General features: G+C 48.2%; 24 protein-coding genes. 2 read left to right on the top strand and 22 right to left on the bottom strand.

The window, feature by feature from the left end; all coding sequences use genetic code 11:
* Positions 1–167 precede the first annotated feature (167 nt).
* From RBT11_17990 to ftsE, 6 genes are all read right to left on the bottom strand, one after another.
* Complete coding sequence (locus RBT11_17990; protein MDX9788674.1) at positions 168–1,583, bottom strand: aldehyde dehydrogenase; 1,416 nt, start codon at positions 1,581–1,583, stop codon at positions 168–170.
* Positions 1,584–1,909: 326 nt separating this feature from the next.
* Entirely contained in the window at positions 1,910–2,869 is a 960-nt protein-coding gene (locus RBT11_17985; protein MDX9788673.1) for a divergent polysaccharide deacetylase family protein, read from the bottom strand.
* A 28-nt stretch (positions 2,870–2,897) separates the two neighbouring features.
* Positions 2,898–4,250, bottom strand: a complete 1,353-nt coding sequence (locus RBT11_17980; protein ID MDX9788672.1) for a S41 family peptidase — start codon at positions 4,248–4,250, stop codon at positions 2,898–2,900.
* The gene (locus tag RBT11_17975) at positions 4,228–5,433 is read right to left on the bottom strand and encodes a peptidoglycan DD-metalloendopeptidase family protein (protein MDX9788671.1); all 1,206 of its coding nucleotides are present in this window, start codon (positions 5,431–5,433) and stop codon (positions 4,228–4,230) included. Before RBT11_17975 ends, RBT11_17980 begins: the two co-directional genes overlap by 23 nt.
* On the bottom strand, positions 5,400–6,275 hold the full coding sequence (gene ftsX, locus RBT11_17970; GenBank protein MDX9788670.1) for a permease-like cell division protein FtsX: 876 nt from the start codon (positions 6,273–6,275) through the stop codon (positions 5,400–5,402). Before ftsX ends, RBT11_17975 begins: the two co-directional genes overlap by 34 nt.
* 18 nt (positions 6,276–6,293) lie before the next feature.
* The gene (gene ftsE / locus RBT11_17965) at positions 6,294–6,971 is read right to left on the bottom strand and encodes a cell division ATP-binding protein FtsE (protein MDX9788669.1); all 678 of its coding nucleotides are present in this window, start codon (positions 6,969–6,971) and stop codon (positions 6,294–6,296) included.
* Between the two features lie 409 nt (positions 6,972–7,380).
* On the opposite strand from ftsE, the gene pyrE reads away from it, so the two are divergent.
* Positions 7,381–7,971 (top strand): orotate phosphoribosyltransferase, encoded by a 591-nt coding sequence (gene pyrE, locus RBT11_17960; GenBank protein ID MDX9788668.1) that lies wholly within the window; start codon positions 7,381–7,383, stop codon positions 7,969–7,971.
* A gap of 38 nt (positions 7,972–8,009) precedes the next feature.
* On the opposite strand, the gene queD is transcribed toward pyrE, so the two are convergent.
* From queD to RBT11_17940, 4 genes are all read right to left on the bottom strand, one after another.
* Positions 8,010–8,381: a 6-carboxytetrahydropterin synthase QueD gene (gene queD / locus RBT11_17955; GenBank protein MDX9788667.1), complete on the bottom strand. Its 372-nt coding sequence runs from the start codon at positions 8,379–8,381 to the stop codon at positions 8,010–8,012.
* A 151-nt stretch (positions 8,382–8,532) separates the two neighbouring features.
* Positions 8,533–9,648 carry a molecular chaperone DnaJ gene (dnaJ, locus tag RBT11_17950; GenBank protein MDX9788666.1) on the bottom strand — a complete coding sequence of 372 codons (1,116 nt, stop codon included), beginning with the start codon at positions 9,646–9,648 and terminating at the stop codon, positions 8,533–8,535.
* 161 nt (positions 9,649–9,809) lie between these two features.
* Positions 9,810–11,450, bottom strand: coding sequence for an L-aspartate oxidase (gene nadB, locus RBT11_17945; protein MDX9788665.1), 1,641 nt, complete (start codon positions 11,448–11,450; stop codon positions 9,810–9,812).
* 96 nt (positions 11,451–11,546) lie between these two features.
* Complete coding sequence (locus RBT11_17940) at positions 11,547–12,206, bottom strand: TIGR04211 family SH3 domain-containing protein (GenBank protein MDX9788664.1); 660 nt, start codon at positions 12,204–12,206, stop codon at positions 11,547–11,549.
* Between the two features lie 192 nt (positions 12,207–12,398).
* Here RBT11_17940 and RBT11_17935 point away from each other — a divergent pair, with 192 nt between their 5' ends.
* A complete protein-coding gene (locus tag RBT11_17935; GenBank protein ID MDX9788663.1) occupies positions 12,399–12,812 on the top strand; it encodes a DUF1178 family protein in 414 nt (137 codons plus the stop codon).
* Between the two features lie 22 nt (positions 12,813–12,834).
* Here the strand turns inward: RBT11_17935 and RBT11_17930 are convergent, their stop codons facing one another.
* From RBT11_17930 to RBT11_17875, 12 genes are all read right to left on the bottom strand, one after another.
* Entirely contained in the window at positions 12,835–13,122 is a 288-nt protein-coding gene (locus RBT11_17930) for a chemotaxis protein CheW (protein MDX9788662.1), read from the bottom strand.
* 315 nt (positions 13,123–13,437) lie between these two features.
* Complete coding sequence (locus RBT11_17925; protein ID MDX9788661.1) at positions 13,438–14,526, bottom strand: tyrosine-type recombinase/integrase; 1,089 nt, start codon at positions 14,524–14,526, stop codon at positions 13,438–13,440.
* Between the two features lie 88 nt (positions 14,527–14,614).
* Positions 14,615–14,830 (bottom strand): hypothetical protein, encoded by a 216-nt coding sequence (locus tag RBT11_17920; GenBank protein ID MDX9788660.1) that lies wholly within the window; start codon positions 14,828–14,830, stop codon positions 14,615–14,617.
* A gap of 104 nt (positions 14,831–14,934) precedes the next feature.
* A complete protein-coding gene (locus RBT11_17915) occupies positions 14,935–15,327 on the bottom strand; it encodes a hypothetical protein (GenBank protein MDX9788659.1) in 393 nt (130 codons plus the stop codon).
* Between the two features lie 599 nt (positions 15,328–15,926).
* The gene (locus RBT11_17910) at positions 15,927–16,244 is read right to left on the bottom strand and encodes a hypothetical protein (protein MDX9788658.1); all 318 of its coding nucleotides are present in this window, start codon (positions 16,242–16,244) and stop codon (positions 15,927–15,929) included.
* A gap of 336 nt (positions 16,245–16,580) precedes the next feature.
* The gene (locus tag RBT11_17905; GenBank protein ID MDX9788657.1) at positions 16,581–17,837 is read right to left on the bottom strand and encodes a phage major capsid protein; all 1,257 of its coding nucleotides are present in this window, start codon (positions 17,835–17,837) and stop codon (positions 16,581–16,583) included.
* Between the two features lie 269 nt (positions 17,838–18,106).
* Positions 18,107–18,283, bottom strand: coding sequence for a hypothetical protein (locus RBT11_17900; protein ID MDX9788656.1), 177 nt, complete (start codon positions 18,281–18,283; stop codon positions 18,107–18,109).
* Complete coding sequence (locus RBT11_17895) at positions 18,273–18,482, bottom strand: hypothetical protein (protein ID MDX9788655.1); 210 nt, start codon at positions 18,480–18,482, stop codon at positions 18,273–18,275. The genes RBT11_17900 and RBT11_17895 overlap by 11 nt, the downstream gene beginning before the upstream one ends.
* 714 nt (positions 18,483–19,196) lie before the next feature.
* Entirely contained in the window at positions 19,197–19,469 is a 273-nt protein-coding gene (locus RBT11_17890) for a hypothetical protein (GenBank protein ID MDX9788654.1), read from the bottom strand.
* 187 nt (positions 19,470–19,656) lie between these two features.
* The gene (locus RBT11_17885) at positions 19,657–20,697 is read right to left on the bottom strand and encodes a hypothetical protein (protein ID MDX9788653.1); all 1,041 of its coding nucleotides are present in this window, start codon (positions 20,695–20,697) and stop codon (positions 19,657–19,659) included.
* Positions 20,694–21,725 (bottom strand): hypothetical protein, encoded by a 1,032-nt coding sequence (locus tag RBT11_17880; protein ID MDX9788652.1) that lies wholly within the window; start codon positions 21,723–21,725, stop codon positions 20,694–20,696. The genes RBT11_17885 and RBT11_17880 overlap by 4 nt, the downstream gene beginning before the upstream one ends.
* A gap of 57 nt (positions 21,726–21,782) precedes the next feature.
* Positions 21,783–22,289, bottom strand: a complete 507-nt coding sequence (locus tag RBT11_17875; protein MDX9788651.1) for a hypothetical protein — start codon at positions 22,287–22,289, stop codon at positions 21,783–21,785.
* Between the last annotated feature and the right edge of the window lie 166 nt (positions 22,290–22,455).

Here is a 22,455-nt window from a genome sequence, read left to right as displayed (position 1 = left end):
AAGCCAAATGCCGGTCCTGTTGCTTAGGCCTTGTATTTCATCAGTGAAGAACGGAAGAAAAGAAAATCTAAATCCGATTCTAAGGGGGTATTATTTTCTCTTGACTTCCTCGGCCATATAGATGTTATACATATTCTTTCTTCTTTTTCCAATTCATCTTAAAGAAATTACAAGAATCTCTTGGATTTTCTGAATTTGTCTCCATAGGGAGGGTAGCGCAATGCAAAATCAAATAGGAATGATTTTTTCATGACGCCTTTTTTGTTTGAAAATGTGTCGTAGCTGAATTTGCCGTGGTACTTGCCGATACCGCTTGCTCCAACGCCTCCGAAGGGGAGGCTGAAGTTAATCGCGTGTACAAAGGTTTCATTGATGCAACCTCCGCCCGACGACGTTTCTCTCAAAACCTTTTCTTGCTTTGTCTTATCTCTCGAGAAAAAGAACAGGGCGACCGGCTTAGGCCTCTCATTAACAAAAGATATAGCATCGTCAAGTTTCTCATATTCCAGAACCGGAAGAATTGGCCCAAATATTTCCTCTTTCATTGTCGCATGCTCAGGCGACACATTGTCAATTACCGTGGGAGCTATATAGAGGTTCGCAGGATTCGTTTCTCCTCCTATGACGATTTCGCCCTCTTTAAGCAGGCGAGAAAGCCGCGTAAAATGATGAGCGTTTATAATTCGCCCGTAATCAGGGCTTTTCGACGGGGCGTCGCCATAGAATTCTTTAATGGTTGCTTCGATGCTTGCCAGGAGTTCCTTCTTTATAGCCCTGTCAACCAGAAGGTAATCCGTTGTCATGCAAGTCTGGCCTGCATTGAAAAACTTACCCCAAACTATTCTTTTTGCAGTATGTCCAACATGAACATCATGATCAACGATGCAGGGGTTTTTCCCGCCCAGCTCAAGAGTAACCGGCGTAAGCTGCTTTGCCGCCGCCTCCATGACAATAGTGCCGACCCTTGTGCCGCCGGTAAAAAAAATGTAGTCGAACTTTTCCGAGAGAAGTTTTTGTCCAGTTCCCGCATCTCCCTCGGTTGCGGCAACAAACCCGGGATCAAAAATGTCTCGGACAATTTTTGCTATGACACCCGATGAACTAGGGGCAATTTCCGAAGGCTTCAATATTGTACAATTCCCGGCTGCTATCGCTCCGACCAGAGGCGACAACGTCAGTTGGAATGGATAATTCCAGGGGCCGATAACCAAAACAACGCCGTAAGGTTCCGAATAGATATAGCTGGAGGCCAGGAAATGCTGCGCGAGACCAAAGAATCGGGTGTGTAGTAAGGGGGTCTTCGCTTTTCTGGGTTTAGCCCATGACTTCAGATTTCTTGCCGCGTGATCAATTTCATTTAAAACCATTCCCCGCTCGCTCGTGTAAGCTTCCATCGGAGGCTTATTCATGTCCGACCTGCAGGCCTCAAGAATTTCCGCTTCATTATCAATGATCGCAGATTTCAGGGTTTTGAGCTGCCTGATGCGGAAATCAATATCTCTCGACCTGCCCGATTGAAAAAATTTTCTTTGATTTTGGACAAGATCGCTGATTGCTGATTGGTGCGTAGCAGAAATACTCATATCGTCCACCTGCTTTAAGATTGTATAACAAGGGATTAATTGCTTCCTGTTTATCTACAGAAATTCAGTATAACTTGCGCAATCAATTCGATTCCAAAAGCCGTCTTCTATCTGTTTAATACCGCAATTATCGTGATAAACAGAAAAACAAATAACCGCCCGAAAAACATTATAATATGTTTGAATCCAATCACGGCGCTTTAGGCGATTCGAATACAATGGTTTGCCGGATAGTGTGGCATAACCTTTTTTTACCGTAATCCAAGCCAAGGCAATAAAAGGCTTCAATTCTTGGCCGTCGACCGTCGACTATCGGTAATACCCGGTTATCCCACCAGATGGACCACTTCTGAAGCCGGAACCAGTTTCACCTTTTTTTGAATTTCAGGCAGCAGTTCCCGAAGCATGCGATAGGTGGCCTTGTGTGGATGGCCGATTCCGACGGCTTCTCCTTTTTGAATGGCGATAGTTACCAGCCGGCGAATCTGTTTTTTGACGCTTTCCTCTGTTTGTACATGATCCAGAAAAATATTCCGCTCCGCAAAGGGAAGGCGCAGCAAGCGGGCGGAGGGCCGGCACAGGCTCGCCGGCGTGGTCCGGCTGTCGATAAAGAAGAATCCCTCTTTTTTAAGCAAACTGAATATCTGGTACAATTGTGCGGAAACCTCCGTCATTCTGGAGCCCATATGGTTATTGACGCCTTTTACCCCTGGGACGGACCGAAGGTTTTTTTTCAACTGGTTGATTAATTCATCCGGTGTCATGGTGGTCAGCAGTGCGCCGGGCCCGGGCTTGATCGTCGGGTATTCAATCGGCTCCATGGGCAGATGCAGCAAGGTCTCAAGCCCCTTTTGCCGAGCTGCCGCCGAGAGTTCACCCTGATGGGGACTAAAGGGAAGAATGGCGTAGGTTATCACCGCGTCCAGTTCAAGGAATTTTTTCGCCATGTTCCGGTCATACCCCATATCATCTATAATAATAGCAACTTTCGGCAATTTTTCGGGTATCGGCAAGGGCGGTATGGGGGGCGGTTCAATTGGAATCGGTTTTTCCTCGGGGAAGATCTCGTAACGAAGGATCGGTGCAGCGGGCTTTGGTATCGGCGGTTGAACGGGGGGAACCCTGCGCGGTATCAGAAATCGCGATAAAATGGCGCCGGCGGTAACAAGCAGGATAAGAATGACCATCGCCCAAATGCCCCGCTTGAAAGAAAAGGACGAGCCGGCCTTTTTGGGGCGAACCCGTCCTTTTCGGGTTGTTTTTTTTCTGGACGCTTTTTTTGGCATTCGGCGCTGATTCTCTAATCCGCTTCGTTTATCCGTTCATCCCTTTAAACACGTTATAGCTGATTAGAATATCAAGGGCGCGCATGACCTGAAGGTCATCTTCCAGTGAGTCAAGCCGAAGGGGCCCGAGCTTGCGGGAGGGTTTATCGGGTGTTGATTCCGGTTCCTGAATTTCAGGGCTTTCTTTTGTTTCCGGCTCCATCGATTCTGGTTCCAGATGATTCTTTAAATCCTTTTCTTTTACGGTCATGCGCGGCGTATCGGGTGTCTCTTTCTGATTGAGAATCTCTTGGTCGACCACGATATCCGGCTTAATGCCTTCCGCCTGAATGGCGCGGCCGCTGGGCGTATAGTAGAGCGCAATGGTCAATTTCAATCCGTAACCATCCGGCAACCTTTCGACGGTCTGGACCGAGCCTTTGCCAAAAGAGGGGGTTCCTAAAATCAGGGCCCGCTTCTGGTCCTGCAGCGCACCGGCGACAATCTCTGAGGCGCTGGCGCTGCCGCCGTTAACAAGTACCACGATGGGGAACTTTCGGCTGATGTTATCGGTGTGTGCCTTAAATTCCTGAATAGATTTGGTTCGGCCTTTAATTGAGACTATGACGCCCTTTTCAAGAAAAATATCCGCCACCTTAACGGATTGATCCAGAAGACCGCCCGGGTTATAGCGCAGATCGAGCACCAGGCCTTTTAATGGGCTGCCCGCGGCTTCAAGAGACTGGAGTGCTTTTTCCAGTTCATCGGCTGTGTTTTGTCGAAAACCGGTTACCCAGATATAGCCATATCCGGGTTTAAGCGGCATGAAGCGAACGCTGTCGATGGGAATGATGGCACGAATAAGTTTAAACTCAATGGGTTCCGGTTCTTCTTTTCGAAAGACGGTGATGACCACCGGAGATCCTTTCGGCCCCCTCATTTTTTTGACCGCCTCCCAAAGCATCATGTCCTGAGTGGACACCCCATCGACTTTGATGATGTGGTCTCCGGCTTTAATACCGGCTTCATAGGCGGGGGTTCCTTCGATGGGGGATATCACCGTAAGAATTCCTTTTTGCATGGTAATCTCAATGCCGATACCACCGAATTCTCCCTGTGTGTCGACCTGAAGCTCTTCAAAGGCTTCCGGCGGTAAAAATGCGGAATGCGGATCAAGGCTTTGCACCATTCCCTGAATGGCCTTTTCAATCAAATCCTTGGTGTCGACCTTATCGACATATTCTCTTTCGATAAAATCAAGGACGTCGGTCAGGGTTTTTAGGCTTTTATAGGCGGCCTCGTTATCTGCGGAAAGATTTTCATGAAATCCGGTTCCGATGGTCCATAGAATGACGGCGATGACCATCACCCACCAGAGTTTACCGATTCGCAGTTTTATCATATGTCTTTCGACTCCTTTCCTCTATCCATTTGAGCGGGTCAACCGGTTTTCCGTGATGTCTGATTTCAAAATGAACGGTCGAACCCTGAAGAGATCCGGTGTCGCCAACGGTTGCAATCACTTCGCCGGCGGCAACTCTGTCGCCTTTTTGTTTGAAAATTTCCTGGGCATGCGCATAAACTGTACAGTAGTTGTTCCCATGATCCAGGATAACCATGTTCCCATATCCCTTAAACCACCCGGCGTAAAGAGTTTTTCCATGGTTTACCGCCTGAATCGGCTCCCCCTTCTCAGCCTGAATATCGATCCCGCTTCGAAAGCCGGTTACGTTTAGCGGAGAGAGTGTATATGGCCCGAAAAATTGGACGATTGTACCTTTGACCGGCATCTTTAGCAACCCCTTAAGTGATTCAAAGGGCCTTACGGTTGCGAGTTCGGGTTTTTGATTTAATGCGGCGGCATTAATTTGATCTTCCAGTTCCCGGGCTGCCGTTTTCAATGCGGTAATGGCCGCCATGGCCAGCGATTTTTTTTCTTTTATTTGCGTCAGCAGATGTTCGCGTTCGGTTCGGTGCCGGGTAAGTCGTTTCATTTGTTCTTCTAATTCAGCCTCCTGTTGCTTATGGGTTTGTCTTTGACTTACCAGCGCTTCGCGTACCCCGGCCAGCGCTATTTTTTTATTGGAGAGTGTTTTCCAAACCGACTCATCATAGGCCAATAGGATTTGAATGCTTTTTTTCTTCGCTAAAAGTTCAAACAGCGATTCGGCCGAGGCTAATAGGGGCAGGCTTCCCAGGCGGCTAAGTTTGTATAATGCGACGAGGCGCTTGGAAGCATAGGTCTCAAGATTGGCCACCTCGGATTCAAGGGCGTCTGCGACGGCCTCATTTTCTTTTAGCGCCGCTGCCAGAATGGCCTGTTTTTTTTCGAGGGTCGCGGCTTTTTTTTCCAGGTTGTTCAGGTTTGAATCGATTTTATTCAGATTGTCGATGAGTTCGGTCTCCCGGCGGGTAAATGCGGTTGCTTCCGATTGCTTTTTTTTAAGCTGGGTATCGAGGTTTCTTGCTTTTTGTGATAACGCGTCGGCCTCTTCGGCAAAAACGGCCGGCGGCCGACCGATGAATACAAATACGAGAAGAGCAACGGCACCTATTTTAGAAACTGTTTTAATGACAGATAACATCCGATCCATCCGACCAGCATGCTGCAGGCAAGAATTTCCAGCAGTGTGACTACGGAAAAAAAACGAATATGGAAAAAAAATGTGGATAACCCTTGCTGCATATTGGAAGACGCCAGAAAATAAACCAAAGCCAGCAACGATAGCCCTATCGCAGCACCCATAATGCCTTGAAGCATGCCTTCAATATAAAACGGAGACTTGATGAAACGATCTGTCGCTCCCACGATTCGCATGATTTCTATTTCCGTTTGCCGGGAATATAACAGCAATCGAATCGTATTGGCGACAATGGATACGGCCGCCATGAAGAAAAGCGTTCCCATGGCAAATCCGGCCAGCCGAAAAAGTTGGAAGAAATAAATCGCTTTTTCCATCCACTGCTGTCCGTATTCCACCTCGTCCACAGCGGAAAAAGTTTCAATTCGAGTGGCCAGGGTTTCAATGTTCCGTTCGTTTTGAGTGACGGTGGCGAGACGAATTTCAAATGCTTCCGGCAGGGGATTTTCCCGAAGCCCCTCCAGAAGAGACTTTTGGCGCTGCATTTGGACCTTAAGAGAATCAAGGGCTTCTTGCTTTGAAATAAAGAGGACTTCCGATACGCCATCAAGTTGAAGAAGTTTTTCTTCGATGTCTTTGCGTATCTGCTCTTCCGTGCCCGGTTTCAGGTAGACCATCATGCGCACCCCCTTTTCCCAGGATCGAATGACCTCTTCAGCGTTGATAAAAAACAGGCCAAAAGCGCTGACAATGAGCACGGACAAGGCGATGGTGACGACGGCAATGGTATTAAGCCACCGGTTTCTTATAATATCTTGTAACGCACGGCTTAACAGCAGATTCATGGGAAATCATTCCACTGACTATTCTTGCAAAAGCATTCCTGCTTTCAGATGGATAATTCGTTGGCCCGGTTTTTGGAGCAACGCCACATCGTGTGTGGCAACCATCAAGGTGCCGCCGCGAATATGAAATTGTTGCAGCAGATCAAAAATGATTGCCGCCGATTCAGAGTCCAGACTGCCGGTGGGTTCATCGGCCAGAATGATTTTCGGGTTGCCGACAACGGCTCGGGCGACCGCCACGCGTTGTTGCTCTCCGCCGGACAGGCTGGGCGGAAAGGCGTTTCGCCTGTCTTCCATGCCGACATTTCTCAGCACGTGGTGAACTTTCTTGGCAATGTTTCGCTGGTCCGTGCCCAAGGCTTCCAGTACGAGCGCGACATTTTCAAAAACGGTCTTTGTTGGAATAAGCTTATAGTCTTGAAAGATGATACCGAATAAACGGCGAAGATAAGGTATTCGTTTTTTGGTTATTCGGGCCAGATTCATGCCGTCTACGATCACTTGGCCCCCTGAGGCTGTCTCTCCCAGATACAAGATCTTTAACAGCGTCGTCTTTCCGGCACCGCTGGGGCCGCTGATAAAAATAAAATCATTTTTATATACGTCCAGGCTGATATCTATCAATGCCTTTTTGGCGGCGTAAGTTTTAGAAACATGAAACATACGAATGATGGGGTCTTTTTTGGCGTCGGTCATTTTCCCCACACTTTCCGTCCCCGGGATAGAAAAATTAGCCGTCTTGAAACATATCCTATGCCATCGGACGGGTTTGCCGTCTGAACGGTCATTGGGCTTCCGATGATCAGGTTCAAATTCAATCGGGCATCAAATGCGGTTTCCGCCAAGGCGCCAATCGGCTGCCCGTGTGCGTTTCGGGTTATATATTGACCTTAAGTGGGTTTGCTGATAATAAAAACGCGTCGAGCACTCGGGAGTGCCTTTACCGGTTTTCCCTGCTCAAAGCCTCCACTGAAACCAAAAGAGTGGCTTCTTCCATTTCGGTGGGGGCTTTTTATATGATTACGGCCGGTAAATCAACTGGTTCTTCAATTTTGATCCGGGCGGATATTTTGGAACAGCTTGTATATCAGGAGATTGGTTTGTAATGGGCATGTCGGAAACCGGGTTATTGAAACAGGAATTACTGGATTTGCTTTGCCGAAAATCATTTAAATTTAGTGAAAAGCCGGTTTTCAAGCTGGTATCCGGTAGAATGAGCCGGTTTTATGTGAATTGCAAACCGACCGCAATGGATCCTAGAGGAATGTTCCTGATCGGTCATCTGGTGTTTAGCGCCATTAAAGATCTCGAGGTAGCCGGCGTTGGCGGGCTTACGTTCGGCGCGGACCCGGTGGCCATGGCCACCGCATTTGTTTCAGGGCTGGAACACAAACCCATCAAGGCGTTTTCTATTCGCAAGGCGCAAAAGGACCATGGAATCGCCCGATGGATTGAGGGTGATCTCGCACCGGGGCAAAAAGTCGTAGTGATCGACGATGTCGCCACTACTGGCGGGTCTACCATCAAGGCGATAGAGCGGGCTCAATCCGAGGGGCTTGAGGTGGTTCGGGCCGTGGTGCTGGTGGATCGTCAAGAAGGCGGACTGGGTCATATTCAAGCACATGTGCCGGACGTTCGCGCCATTATTACCCGTGATGAACTGATAGAAAGATGGGGGCAATTAACGAGACCATAACACATTTCGCATCGCATCCTTTTGCATCCGGCAGCCGATCAGACCGGCATATACGTTGCTGCGGCGTCTTCGGATTCCCAAGCGGTTACCCGGGAAACCTTGATGCCGACGGCGCCGATCTTGTTCTGAAGTGTGTGCGCAATGTAGCGCGCAATGTTTTCAGAGGAGGGGTTTTTGTCTTTAAAGGATTCTATCTCGTTTAAGTATTTGTGGTCCAGTTCGTTCATAATGCTCCGAACGGCTGTTTTAATTTCTCCAAAATCCATCAGAACCCCGGCGTCATTGAGTTCATTTCCGGCCACATACACTTCGATTTTCCAGTTATGACCATGCAGATTTTCGCATTTTTTTGCGACCATTTGCAATTGATGGGCTGCGGCAAAATAGGTTGTCACTTTCAATTCATACATCTTACTGCCATCCTTAAAGAAGTGTTCGGATAGACCCTTTCGGTAACCCCTTTATCAGAAACCTGCACGAAATGCGGGCATGTTTGGAGAATGTCTTTGGCCGCCCAATTTCCGGTTCTGCCGGATTAGGCGGGCTTGACATGTGTCTTTTTTATCCAGCGGCGCGAGATGAACCGCCTTTTAAAATCGTTTTGAGCTTTTTTGAAAATTTATTTTCCTCTTGCGCGGCGAACTCCTTGAGCAATTCAACCTGTTTTTTATTCAGATTGGTGGGGGTTTTAATGTCCACCTGAACAATCTGATCCCCACGGGCCTGCGTTTTTAAAGAGGCAATTCCCAGGCCACGAAGCCGGAACATATCGCCGGGTTGAGTCCCTTTGGGAATGTCGAAGTCGGTTTCGCCTGAAAGGGTCGGCACTTTTATCTGGGCGCCCAGTGCCGCTTGAATAAAAGAGATCGGCACTGAGCAAAGGATGTCCGTGTTGTGACGTTTAAAAAATTCGTGAGGCTCCACATGAATAAATACATATAAATCTCCGGTCGGGCCGTTAAAGCTGCCGCTTTCTCCCTCACCATTGAGGCGAAGCCTTGAACCAGTATCCACTCCGGCCGGGATCTTAATCTGGACTTTTTTCTTAATGACAATCTGACCATTTCCGTGGCATTGCGGGCAGGGAGTTTTAATGGTTTGTCCAATCCCTCTGCAATTCGGACAGGTTGTGCGGACCGTGAAAAATCCCTGACTGCGCGATACCTGCCCGGAGCCGCCGCAGGACTGGCACATTTCGGGTTGGCTGCCGGGTTCGCATCCGTTGCCCTGACAAGTGGGGCAGGTCTGAAGCTTTTCGACGGTGATTTCGGTCTCCTTCCCGAAGGCGGCATCCATAAAGCTCAAGGTAAGGTCATAGCGAAGATCTGAGCCTCTTCTGGCCCGGCCTTGTGAGCGTCTGCCGGAACCAAACCCGAAAAAATCCTCAAAAATATCCCCGAAACTTGAGAATATATCTTCAAATCCGCCGAAGCCGGAAAATCCGGTGCCCGCTAACCCTTGGTGCCCGTATTGGTCATAAATGCTTCTCTTCTGTGCGTCCCGCAGCACTTCGTAAGCCTCAGCCGCTTCCTTGAATTTTTCCTCAGCCGGCTTATCCCCCGGATTTCTGTCCGGGTGATATTCCATGGCCTTTTTTCGATAAGCGGCCTTGATTTCGTTTTCGGTTGCGTTTCGGCTAATTCCTAATATTTCGTAATAATCCCGTTTAGTTGTCATCGAGACCCTTGATTGTTTTTTCAAAGTGGAGAAATAACGGCGCCGGGATGGCCCTGCTTGTTGTCCTCTATGTTAATGCAAAAATTCATGTTGTCAACGCAATGCACCCCCCGGTGCAGGGGAACTGAATTCAGTCACCCTGATGACTTTCAGTGAGGGGATTAAAATGCAAAAGGCCGTTTCAATACGGTGTCTTTTTGCCAGCGCTCATCGTCCCGCTTCGGATAATCGATACTATAATGCAACCCGCGGCTTTCCTTTCGGTGCTGGGCGCACTTGATAATGAGTTCGGCAACGGCGGCGATGTTTCTCAGCTCGATCAAACCGGCCTCCACCTTAAAGTCCCAATAATATTCACGGATTTCGTTTTGAATAATTTCAATGCGGCGCAAGGCTCTTTCCAGCCGTTTGTTGGACCGAACAATACCGACATAATTCCACATAAACCGTCTGATTTCATCCCAATTATGAGATACCATGATCACTTCATCACTGTCCGTCGTGCTCACTTCATCCCATTCCGGTGATTCCGGAAGGGCCTTGAGTTTGGCGGCTGCCAGGTTTTCCACGGCATGGCCGGCCGCTGTGTGGGCATACACCAGCGCTTCGATCAGAGAATTGCTGGCCAGCCGGTTGGCACCGTGAAGTCCGGTACAGGCGGTCTCACCAATCGCGTATAGCCCATAAATATCCGTTTGGCCCACCCTATCCGTTACCACGCCCCCGCACATATAGTGAGCGGCGGGAACCACGGGAATCGGCTCTCGGGTCATGTCTATTCCGAATTTCAGGCAGTTTTGATACAGGTTTGGAAACCGCGTTTTGATGAAATCCGGTTTTTTATGAGAAATATCAAGAAATACGGAATCGTCCCCGCTTTTTTTAAGCTCTGTATCAATGGCGCGCGCGACCACATCCCGGCATGCCAGATCCCGTTTGGGGTCGTATTTTTCCATGAACGCCTTGCCGCGCGCATTGATCAGAATGCCGCCTTCTCCGCGAAGTGCTTCGGAGATCAAAAAATTTTTAGCGCCCGGATGATACAGACAGGTGGGATGAAACTGAACAAATTCGAGGTTGGCTACCGTTGCGCCGGCACGATACCCCATGGCAATGCCATCTCCGGTGGCAATGTCGGGATTGCTGGTATAAAGATAGACTTTGCCGGCCCCGCCGGTCGCAAGCAAGGTTATGGGGGCGCTGAACGTGATGACGTCCCGCGTTTTGCTGTTTAACACATAGGCGCCGCAGCAGATATCTTCATGCGAGGTGGTGATGGAGCCGCGTTTGATGCGGGTAGAGCATGTAATCAGATCGATGGCGATATGGTGTTCAAACACGCTGATCCGGTTATTTTTTCGAACCTGGGCCATCAGCACCCGTTGAATTTCTCTGCCGGTCATGTCCTGGGCATGAACGATTCGGTGCTTGGAGTGACCGCCTTCCATTCCCAAATCCAGGGATGGTGCATCCTTGTCTTCAGTGTTCTTTTCCGCAATATTGAATTTGGCGCCAATGGCGATGAGCTCTCTAATTCTGTCCGGCCCGTTTTTTACGACCAGTTCCGCAACAAGCGGATTGGTCAGCCCATCGCCCGCGGCCAGGGTGTCTTGAATGTGAAGATCGAAAGAATCGAGCGCATCGAACACGGACGCAATCCCCCCTTGAGCCTGATTGGTATTGCTGTCCGTGATTTCTTTTTTGGTAACAATGGCCACAGATCCGTGCCGGGCGACTTTGAGTGCGAAAGTCAGCCCTGCGACACCACTGCCGATAACCAGAAAATCCGTATTGTATATCATGTCCTATTCATTCCCAAAGGCACCGCTGAAAGGATTAAACAAATCTTTCTTGTCGATGGGCATACGGGGTTTTGAGTATGTTTCCCGTAGCCGGATCTATCTCAGCACAGATTTTTTTCGTTGCGACTTTGCACCGTAACCGATGATAATCCCCAGCAGCAAAACGCCCGCGCCGAAAAGAAACCACTTGATCCGTTGATCATTGTAAAGACGGGTATAGTCCTTTTCATATTGTATCGCCTTTTCCTGCGCTTCTGACAGCAACGCCGTGGAAGTTTTTAGTTTGGCTTTAAGTGCGATAAAATCGGCCGACTCTTTTTTTAAGGTTTCATAGTCGGTTTCCACACGGCTTAGGGTTTCACGTATGCCGGCTAAATCGGCTTCCATTTCTTTGTTTTTTGTTTTTAGCAGTTCATTCTCGGTGGCCAAGCCCGCTTTTTCGGTAACGAGAACGTCATGAAGGGTTTGGAGTTTTTTAAGTACTATACTGTTGGGTAATTCCGTTTGAATAAATCGGCTCAGCACCCATCCTTCTTTTCCGTCGCTGGTTTGCACCTTTGTCCAAGTGTCCGCTTCCTCTATTACCGTCAGGGGGTTACCCGAAGGAATAAAAGCGGATATCTTATATTCGGTACCAGGCCCGGTTCTTAGCGTTATTTCTCTAATATCGGCGACATACTTTGTTTTAGCGGCCGCGGAAAGGGTAAAGGACAAAAAAAGGATGATGGTCCAGGCAAGGGGCTTGACATATGTCATGGGTGTGCTCCATATATTCATTGAAAATAGGCTTACTTGACGAACGAAAAATATCGCACGAGAATAACTAAAACTAAAATGATAGCATAACAACCGGATAAAACAATCTTCTTTTGTGTTGAAAAAAAACAAATCTGTCAACTGTTTCTTTTGAAAACGTTAGTGGATATTGTTGCTTTTTCGGGAATCATAATGATCGTTTTTGATTTAAAATGCGCATTTGGGCACACCTTCGAGGGATGGTTTGACGACAATCGGGATTTTGAGTTTCAAAAAGATAAGGGGCTCTTAACTTGTCCCGTTTGTAATGATGGCGACATCAGCAAGGCGCTCTCGACATTTGCCATTAAAGGTGCCACCGAAGCGTCTCCGCAGAAGCGTCATGCCGACGAACTCGCGGCGCTTGGTGCAAAGTTATTGGATTTTGTTGAAAAAAACTTCGACAATGTGGGCGCCGACTTTGCCAAGGAGGCATTAAAGATGCATTACGGTGTGGCCGAGCAGCGGAACATTCGCGGGTACAGCACCCAAGCGGAAGAAAAAACGTTACAGGAAGAAGGCGTTCCCTTTTTTAAGTTCCCACCCAAAGAGCCCGCCGATAGTTAGGGCACGCGAAAAAGAATGAGGGCTAATCCATTTCTTGAAACCGGGCTAATTTTTCCACATCAAGAACATGATCGATATTCAAAAGGATTTTAAGGCCGCCCTCCATTTTCGCCATTCCCAAAATAGATTCGGTATTCAGTTTGGCGCCTAACGTCGGCGCATTTTCAATATCTTCGTCTTTGATATTCAACATTTCCGATACGGAATCAACGATACTGCCGATAAGGATACGGCTGGGAGCGCCTTCGATTTCCACGACCACAATGCAGGTTCGATCGGAATAGGCTATCGATTCCATGCCGAACCTGATTCTTAAATCAACTACCGAGATGACTTTGCCTCTTAAATTGATTACCCCCTTTGATAAACGGCGGTGTTTTTAAAAGCAAAGAGGGTAAAACATGTGTTTTACCCTCTTATTTTTTTATGGTAGGCGGTATTGGATTTGAACCAACGACTTCTACCGTGTGAAGGTGAATCCGTGCTTTTCAGCCTATTTTAGGTTGTTTTGTTTTGTTCTATATTGTCTTGGATTTATTGGATTAAAACGCCTTTTCATTCCATTCTGTTTTGCGTTGTTTTTGGCCTTTTTTTTTAATTTTAGGCACAAAATAGGCACAAATTTTTACTTCTCAAATATAATCTTCTCAAGACCTTGTGCCGATTCCGCGTTGCTGGCATCGAACAAATGAGCGTACACGTTCAAGGTGATCGTCGGTTTCGAGTGCCCCATCTGCTCTTGTATGTATTTAATGTTTGCGCCCTGGCGGATCTTCAAACTGGCGTAGGTATGCCGTAGCGCGTGGAAGCGGATAACCGGCAAACCCGCCGCCTTTAATGCGGGAATAAAAGCCCTGTTAACCATATTGTTATGATTTATTGGATTTCCGGCATCGTTCGGAAAAACCAGCTCCATCTCGTTGGGCGGGCAAGCGATCTGCCACCGCTTCAACTCAAGCATGGTATCCGGCCCCAGGTCAACACGACGCCGACTCCCTGCCGTCTTTGGGTCATAGAACCGGCCATTGTTGAAAGTCCTGTTGACGGCAATCTGATTTGATTCCCATAAAACATCAGGCCATTTTAACCCCAATAGCTCACCTTGCCGACAACCGGAAAACACCGCCAAACGGAATAACATTTTGTATTTCTGGCTGGTCGTTGCATCTAATAACGAGCGGATCTGCTCTGGCTTTAAAACAACCATTTCCGGCTTTGTGGTGCTCGGCGCCGTGACAGCCTCAAGCGCCAACATGGGATTCACCGCTACATATTTATGTCTGAAGGCATATTTAAAAATCTGTCCGAGAGTGACCAGCACCTTGCGAAGTGTTACAACGTTCATTCCATCTTCACGTTTGGCAGATATCCACTTTTCAATCCGGGCTACGGATACTTTATCAATTTTGATTCCTTCAAAATCCTGAAGGTGGTTTCGGATATGGCCGTCAAGGACAGACCACGTAGAAAATCTGACCTTATCTTTTTTGTAAAGCACCCAATCAGCCGCCACCATTCCAAAAAACAGCCGTTCGGCATCAGGAACATAAACACCTTTATCAGCGGCTATCTCATAGCCACGTAGCTTTTCTTTCGCATCCTTATAGGTTGTCCCTCCTGGCAGCGTTTCGCGTTGCCTTACGCCTTTCTGATCGTAAAAGTCGACCATATAGCGCGTTGAACCGTCTTTATATGTGCGTTTCCTGATAGCCATACATAAGCCTTACCTTAACCATTGGTGCTCTGGCAACAAAAAAACCGCCCCCGAAGAGGCGGTCATTGTCTCAACTCGAGACAGGTTATTATGCGTCCACCTCCTTTCCGACAACCAGCCGTTCAACTTCATCAAGCTGTCGTTGTGCCTCTGTCAGGAAATCTCTGACCGATAAAATAACGCTGTCAGTGATTAGGTTAGGTTCGCTTCGGTCGTTGTTATAGCCCTGTAATGCCAGAACTCTTTCTGTTGCCGCCTGTATCGCTGTGGTTGCGTCTGAAATTCTGATTCTTAAAGGTGTCATTTTTCCCTCCCAAAACAAAATGCGCCGTAGCTGTCCTAAGTCCATGTAAGACTTCCGGCCCTTTCGGGAACCCGGCAGCATAGCGCAAAATAATTTCGGATCTACTAAATAAAAATGCCAGATAACGGACTGACTGCCGTACATGGATTTAGGATAAAGCCAACATGACACAATCCAAAAGCTGGTGTCAATGTTTTTTTGCACGCCTCTTGCCGGGCTGGTTCGGGGGTTGATGGCGCCGCGAGTAGGTAGAGGGCGGATGATTGGATGTTCAAATTGGAATAATGTTCTAATTTGAAGGTCTCCGCTACTGCCATCATTTTGTTTGCGGTTTTATGGCTCCAAGGAAAGCACCCCTCAACCCGTGCCGGTTCCGGCGTTGAGGGTGCGGCTAATAGGTAGAGGGCTTTGGCTTGAAAATTTGTGAAATTGGAAACCGTTTCCAATTTAAAGGTTTCGGCAACAGACATCCAGTTGGTAGCCGTTCTGTGAGTCATCCAAGGAAAGCACCCCTCAACCCATTTCAGGAAATGGCCACCGCGCCACGATCGGCGCCCTTGTCCTGACATGCCCCGGCAACCTATCCTGCATGTCTTCTTCGGGGATCGGGCAGACTTCGGCATGGTGTGAAAATCTTAAACCATTCCGACGTCGGAAGGGTTGAAACGCTTTTGATACAACACCACATTTCATGGCTGTTTCATGGTTTATCCCCAACCCCTCACAAGCGGCCCGGCCATCGCCCCCACTTGCAGGCGTTCCACCAATCCCCGAGCCACCATTGCCGGAAGCAGGTGTCAATAATTTTTTGCACGCCTCTTGCCGGGGCGGCCTTTTCGATCATATCCTAACCCATCAGGGCGATAATTTTTTTTTATAGTTCGGCTACCGAAAACCCCCGGAACATATCCGCCCCCTGGTATCGACATTAGATGCTCACGATTTGCCAACCAGCACTCGCGCCGATGATCTTCGGAATCGAACGGAAAAGAATTTCCCAAACACCAGCCATAAATCAGGTGCTCAATCTGGCGGGCTGTTAGTTCCGTATAGCTTTTTCTCTTGCCTCTGGCCTTTCGTACAACGGAAAAAGTTGTCATCCCGGAGGCCTCCCAGGTTTTGACGGTGCAATCTCAACGTCAACATTTAGCTGTTTCAACGATGCCAGAAACGCCGCCCGGCTGTCTCGTTCCACCGCGTTTGCAGGATTGTTTCGGATCTGGTTGAAACGGTCTACAAAAACAACGCCGTGCTCTTGAATGGCACGTTGCGCCTCTCTCATACGGTCAAACGATTCCAAGGCCCGGCATAGAATGGCAAGGCCTATTGAGTCATCAATTTCATATTCGGAAACGATGGCTTCCCATAACCGTGACGCTTCTGTGCTTAGATTTTTAGGTGATTCTTGTCCCATTTTAATTCCCCTTTTTTGTAAGTGAAAAAATTACGGCCTCACGCGTTCTCCTGCCGCTCCGGTTAGCGGCTCGTCGATCTGATATGATTTCGCCCCCCCCTACCCGTCAAAACTGAACGCCCGCTCAGCGACCTATCGTATGTGATAGTTTCCCAAAAAAGTAAGGCCCAGCCTCGAGAAGAGAGACCAGGCCCCGATGCACGCCCTGAGGAGGCATGACGTGCGCTGTTGTTTTTGATGCAACACCTGCGCCTGGTCGCATCCGGGAACCCGATTTCGGCCCGCCCGGCACGGGGTCAACAGTGGGCAGTTTTTCGGCATACCCAGGCCGGATTGTTACGCCCTGGTGGCGAGAGCCACGAAGTGCGACAAGGTGTCACTACCTTTGAACGGTGTCAACGCGCTGGCCCTGACGGGTTGCCCATCAACGCGATATGCCACGCGGTACACGGATTCATCGTAGACAAATTTTACATGGATGCTTACTTCCGTTCGAATTCCGCCTTTCTCGGCCAAAATGTAGCCATTCGAGAAGTCAGCCAACACGATATCCCCAGCGGTTCCGAGAGTTTGAGCCTGTTCCGCGATCACTATCGGCAACCCCAACAGGCTGTTGTAGGGCTTTCCACTAATACCACCACTCGGCATAAACACCGGCCCACCGCCGGTCCCGACCGCTACGGACATGCTAAAAAGTTGCGGCAGAACGTTTTTGTTAATGACCCAACACGCCGACCGCTCAGAACCGGGAAGTAATCGCGCATACATCTTAAAGACGTTCTCCGCCAAAACGGTAGCCGATGCTTGCCCATCCTCCGCCGCAACGGATACGAGACAACCGGCATTCATAATGCCAAGCGGTTGTCCTGCCCCCGTGCCGTTCATGATCGCATCGTCCAACATGAACTGCAATTCAGCAGTAAACGCAGACCGTAGAACTTCGCCAAGTGCTTGATAATCTTCAAGCATTTCGTTGGTGGCGTAGACTAAGCCCGTCAACTTTTTGAGGGAAAGTTCTATTCTTCTGAACTTCGGTTTACTGGCCGTAATCTCCGAAGCTTCGTCAACCCAATAGCCACGCGCACCACCGAAACGACTACCTGTCGCTCGTGAAGTTTCATCGAACCCGTTGATTTTGATGCCGTTTGAGTTGCCTGATAGTTGAATCCGCCGACAGCGTCTTGCCAGCTGCGAAGTGTCGAAGATATCCGCCAGCAGTTGATTCGAGAAGTCCTGCTGAATCAGGAAAGAGCCGTCGGAGGGGACAGATTCCCCTAAGCCGGTAGCATTGAAAAGCCTCGGATCTTGCCGCCCGCCCGGGATTGACGCCGAGGTGATCGCCGCCATTTGCTCGCCAAAACTCGTAAAGCCACCGGTGCTTCTGCTCGAAAAATTGCGAAAATTTCTTTCCAGCGTCAGCGGCTCGTTTGGCAGCGACATTTTCAGATCTTCAATCTTGGAAGAGATGTCGCGTGCTAGCCCAGATTCAAAATTCGTCATTGTCCGACGTTCGGCTTTTACTCTCTCTTGCAAATCGCCCAAAGCTTTCTCAAGGGCTGCGATTTGTTCTTTTTCTTCTGAATATCCAAACATTATATTATTTCCTTTATATTTTTAATTAGTTACTTCACATGCCCCGCCGATTTACTACCGATTTTCCGTGTCCAGCCTCTCACCGGGTTCTTATCGGTTCCGCCGGATCGATGTTTCACTTCCTGTTTAGCCTCTCACCAACCTGCCGCCCCCAGCCTCTCGCCGTTTGCAACCAGAAGCAAATCAACCACCCAACTTGTGACGCGAACATCCCGCAGGCGTCACCAATTAATACATATAGATAATTACGATAGAATGCAAACATTTATTCAATATCCTTCAATGGCTTCACGAAGAGCCTTTTTAAACGATTCTTGACGCTCCATGTCTCCGCGCTCTTGAAGTACCGACAGGAGGCTTCCAACGCGGCCACAAGCCTCCAAGAGCGCGTAATCAATGGCTTTATGGTCTGCTCGGAACTCTTTTTCACCATGTTTATTCGCCATCTGTCACCTCTCCATTCGCCCGTGCCGCGGCTTCTTTAAAAAGATGTCCAATGCCGGTTTGAAGCATTTGGAAACGTCCGCCGTCCTGTGTTTTTACCAAATACTCCAGCAGCTTTTCTACGTTTCGAGTTACCGCCACCATTGCAATGTCGACGCCTTGCGGATCGCTGAAATCAAACGGACTGCCCTTTGTTGCCATGCTGTTTTCTCCTTTGTTGATTATTGTAACAATTTCATGCAATTACGCTTGAACTCTTCAAGCCTGTTCGCGTCCGTGCACTCTAACACGCTGATAGTGTTTGATATTCGGCCAATGATCGATAGACATTCAAGATCGATAGCTTTAGTGTGATTTGGGTTTTGGAAATATTCCAAGTGTTTATTTGGTTTTTGTGCTTTCAATGTGCCTCCTTGTCAAAGACTTTTACATATTGAATATCTAACGTATTCAAGCTATTGTCCCTTGTTGCAATATAAGAGGTAGAACCAAATAATATCTTCCCACGCGATTTTGCAGGCACTCGCTATTATTCTTGCCCGGCAACGACCTTTTGTCGTCCGGAAACGTTCTCTGATTTCGCGGATTGCCCTTTTCCCATCAAGCGTTTGGTCGCCAGTCAGGGGAAAACTGAGAAATGATTGCATGCTGTCGATTTCGGCTTGGCTTGGTTGTTCAGTGTAAAGTTCCATTTTTTTAATCTTTTCGTTTTCGAGGATGAAACGGCTGGCAAATCAAATTGCCTTCGTAATCCGCGAATGCTGCCCGCGCATCTTGAACCCGCGCGTTGATTTCTAACAAGTTGTCGTCGGGGCGGTACCAGCAGGTTAACATCCCGCCTTTGATTGCCGCCCGTGGAAAGTCTCGGCCCGTTTTGTTCTGGAATTAAATGAAGTTTCATTTTTTGCCCTTTTCTTATCTGTCAAAACCCCGATCTACTTCACCCTTCCAATGCTCTACAGTAGCGGCGCTTCCATCAAGACAGCTCGCCGCAAAAAACAGAATCCATTTTCCGGCAGCAAAGACCACGTTCGGTAAAATCTCGCCGTCTTTTTCTCGTTCAAAAAACAAGTTTCCGGTTTGGTCTGTCCTAACTGTGTCGGCGTACAAATAGATTTCTCCGTTTTGTGAAATTGTTTTGGGCACCTTCACGCAAAAATAGTAGTTTCCGTAATTGTCTGTACTCATTTTTCAAGCCCCTTTCATCGCCAATGTTTTTTGATGTGTTGTGCAATCTGAAGTGCAATTTTCCGGAGGGGTGCAAGTGCAATGTGCAATTGTGCATATATATATGCACAAATTGCACTTAAAAATTGCACTAACATTGCACCTGGCCATTGCACCAAGATTGCACCAAGATTGCACTAAGATTGCACTAAATCTCATTTGCCCAATGCTCCAAAACTTTTTCCCGGTATAGCCCGGCTTCAGTCTTTTCGATTAGGCCCTGATCGATCAAGTTATTAATCTTGTTTCCGGCCTGCCGTTTTTTAACGCCGGCAATATTCATTACAAGAGTTACCAGCTCGCTGTGGGTATATTCCCCTTGCAATGCCGCAACGATTTCTTGCTGCTGTTTGGCGGATTTGCCGGTTGAATCAGTTCCGAGGGGCGGATCACAAGCCACATGCATTTTCTCGTCATCACTCCAGGTAAAAAAAGCGCTCAACCGATCGGAGTTCTGTCTGTTTTTCCCAAGACTATATTCTGTGGTAACCTGGCTGATTCCACCTTCTCCGCGCTTGATGATCAGTGTGGATTGCGCTTTTCTCCAAAGCTCCGAACCAAGAACACCACGGGCTTTTTCGTTGCCGGTTACCGGGTTATTATGTAACGACAGCAGGACCCCGACATCGTGTTTTTGTGCTTCGCTCGATAGTTTGTAGACCAGTGCTGTGCACTCATCGGAGTTATTCGGATCTGATACAAAGTCACCGATGCCATCGATCATTAACAGCCCCTTGCAGGTTTTAAATTCGTCCCATAGTATGCTCAATCTGGCCGGAAGAGACTCTACCGCTCGAATGTTTTTCCAAGTTATGTTTGACGGACAAGGCGTACCCCTGAGCAGCCAAGACCGGAACATAAAGCGCTGCCACAAAACATTGAAAAGACGGGCATCATGTTCTGTATCAATGACCGTTGCTCCACATCCGTAAGCTGACAATCCGAGAGTTTTATATTCCGGGCTAATTATTGTGGGCAGGGCCGCATGCATGACAGCAGTCTTGCCCATGCCAGCGCCAGCCGTCAGCATGCATAGGTTTTGCCGGTGTAAAATTGGTGTGTCGTTTAATTTTAAGAGAATTTCTGCCTCTGCTGGGCAGTTATTCCAATCGGGAATATAAACGAGAGTTTCGGCTTTTTGTTCATCGTCCTGCGCCCCGGCAACCTGTGCCTCAAATTCATCAATCATAATTTTTGTCCTTCATTGGAAAGCCAAAGGATCTTCTGCATCTTCTTTTTTTCTGCCCGGAAGTGCCCAGGAAGCCTACTTAGACGGCTTTGATTGCTGCATGTACTATCAACCCCAAGAGGCGTTAAAACCCGCTTATAGAGCCGCTCCCTTATTTGAGAGTCCCATTCATCGGCAGTACTCACGGCAGCCAATTTAGAAACTTCAAGCCAAGCATGGATGGACTTCCCGCCGGTATCGACAAGCGCCTTGATTTCGAGCTTAACGCCGCTCCAAAAACGGATTTGATCGCTATGGGACAGGTCGTCAAACTCGGCCATGGAGTATTTAAAAACCTGAACATTAGCATCGCATCGGAAAGACGGCTTACCGGATTTGGTCAACTGTTCAACGCCATCAAGAGGGTTGATTATGAGGTAGGGCTTTGTTCTTCGGCCTTTTTGGAAGGCGTCAACCCATTCGGCAGCGGGTAGAATGTTCATGCCCACTATGCCCGAATCTTGGCCATCACCAATAAAAATCAAATCATCAGGGTCAAACATCGTTTGCAAGAATAGAACGGCATCTTTCGCCGGATCATCAAACAACCGCTTAGGCGAAGCTTCCCAAAGATCCGCGTCATTATCGAATTTCCCGGCATTGATAATCTTTTGAAGTGCGGTCTTGCCGTCCTGAACAAGCGGTTTTTTCTTCGGGAACTGATAGATTTTTGCAGTGCCGGTATATTCACGCGCCGCTTTTTCGATTGCTTCTTGAATTTCCTTATCCGGTGTTTTTTCTCCAAGCACGGCCCGAATTTCCGCGAAGATCTGTTCCGGCTGTAGCCCGGCAATTACTCCCAGGTTTGCCCCGGACATGATCCCGGAATGACAACCCTGTCCGCGTTGTGGTGGATTATTAAGGTAGGATTTGAACTTGCAAAGGGCGGCTTGATTGCTTGTGGTCGCTTGAACGGCCCGATTCAACGCGCCCCGAACATCTTCCCGCGTTATCGAAAAATTATTGACTTTTTGCTCAGATTGATGCATGGTTAGATATCCTATTTTTCATTTCATTAAGCCGCTCTGCCAGCGGCTTTTCTTTTGCTATTCGGCCCGCATTTTTGCGATATAAGCTTCTACCTTCAAAAAAGCGGCTTCACGATTCGGGTCGCTTTTTTCGATTCGTTTTAATTGGCTTATCGCCGACGCCGCAAAATCCATGGCATAGGAAACAATGCCATTACTACCATCACAATCCGGGCACGTCTCTGTTGTTGCCGGATACTCGCGGTTACAAATCGTGCACCTCCATGTCGCCGGTTTGGATTTTATCTGTTCGTAACGAACAGATAAATTTTTATCCGTTGTTTTTCCAATGATCCTTTGACGTAGTGCCTCTGAGCTTATTTTATCCCCAGGTGCTGCATCACTGTTCACTTTATCCGCGATCGCTTTTGAAACCGTAGCAGTACCCGCGCCGGTTTCCGCTTCTGCCTTTTTGGCCCAATGCACAAGGGTTTCGTTGCAAATTGAACATTTGGCCCACACTTCGGACGGCAAATCCTTCAAAAAATCTTCGAGTTTTGCGATTGTTTGCTGAGACACTTTCATGCCGCCCCCCTATGCCCGATCAATATTCCGTTTCAAAATCCACTTCTCGACAGCTTCAGGATCAAATCGCAACCGGCTACCAATCTTGATTCTGGGGATTGCACCCGGCCCGGTTCGCATAGTTTGAGAATAAACCCAGCTTTTTTTTACTTTTAAAAGATCCGCC

The sequence above is a fragment of the Desulfobacterales bacterium genome (genome assembly GCA_034003325.1).
Lineage (GTDB): Bacteria > Desulfobacterota > Desulfobacteria > Desulfobacterales > JAFDDL01 > JAVEYW01.
The sequence above is the reverse complement of the archived record's forward strand: the minus strand, read 5'-3'. Positions and strand labels throughout refer to the sequence as shown.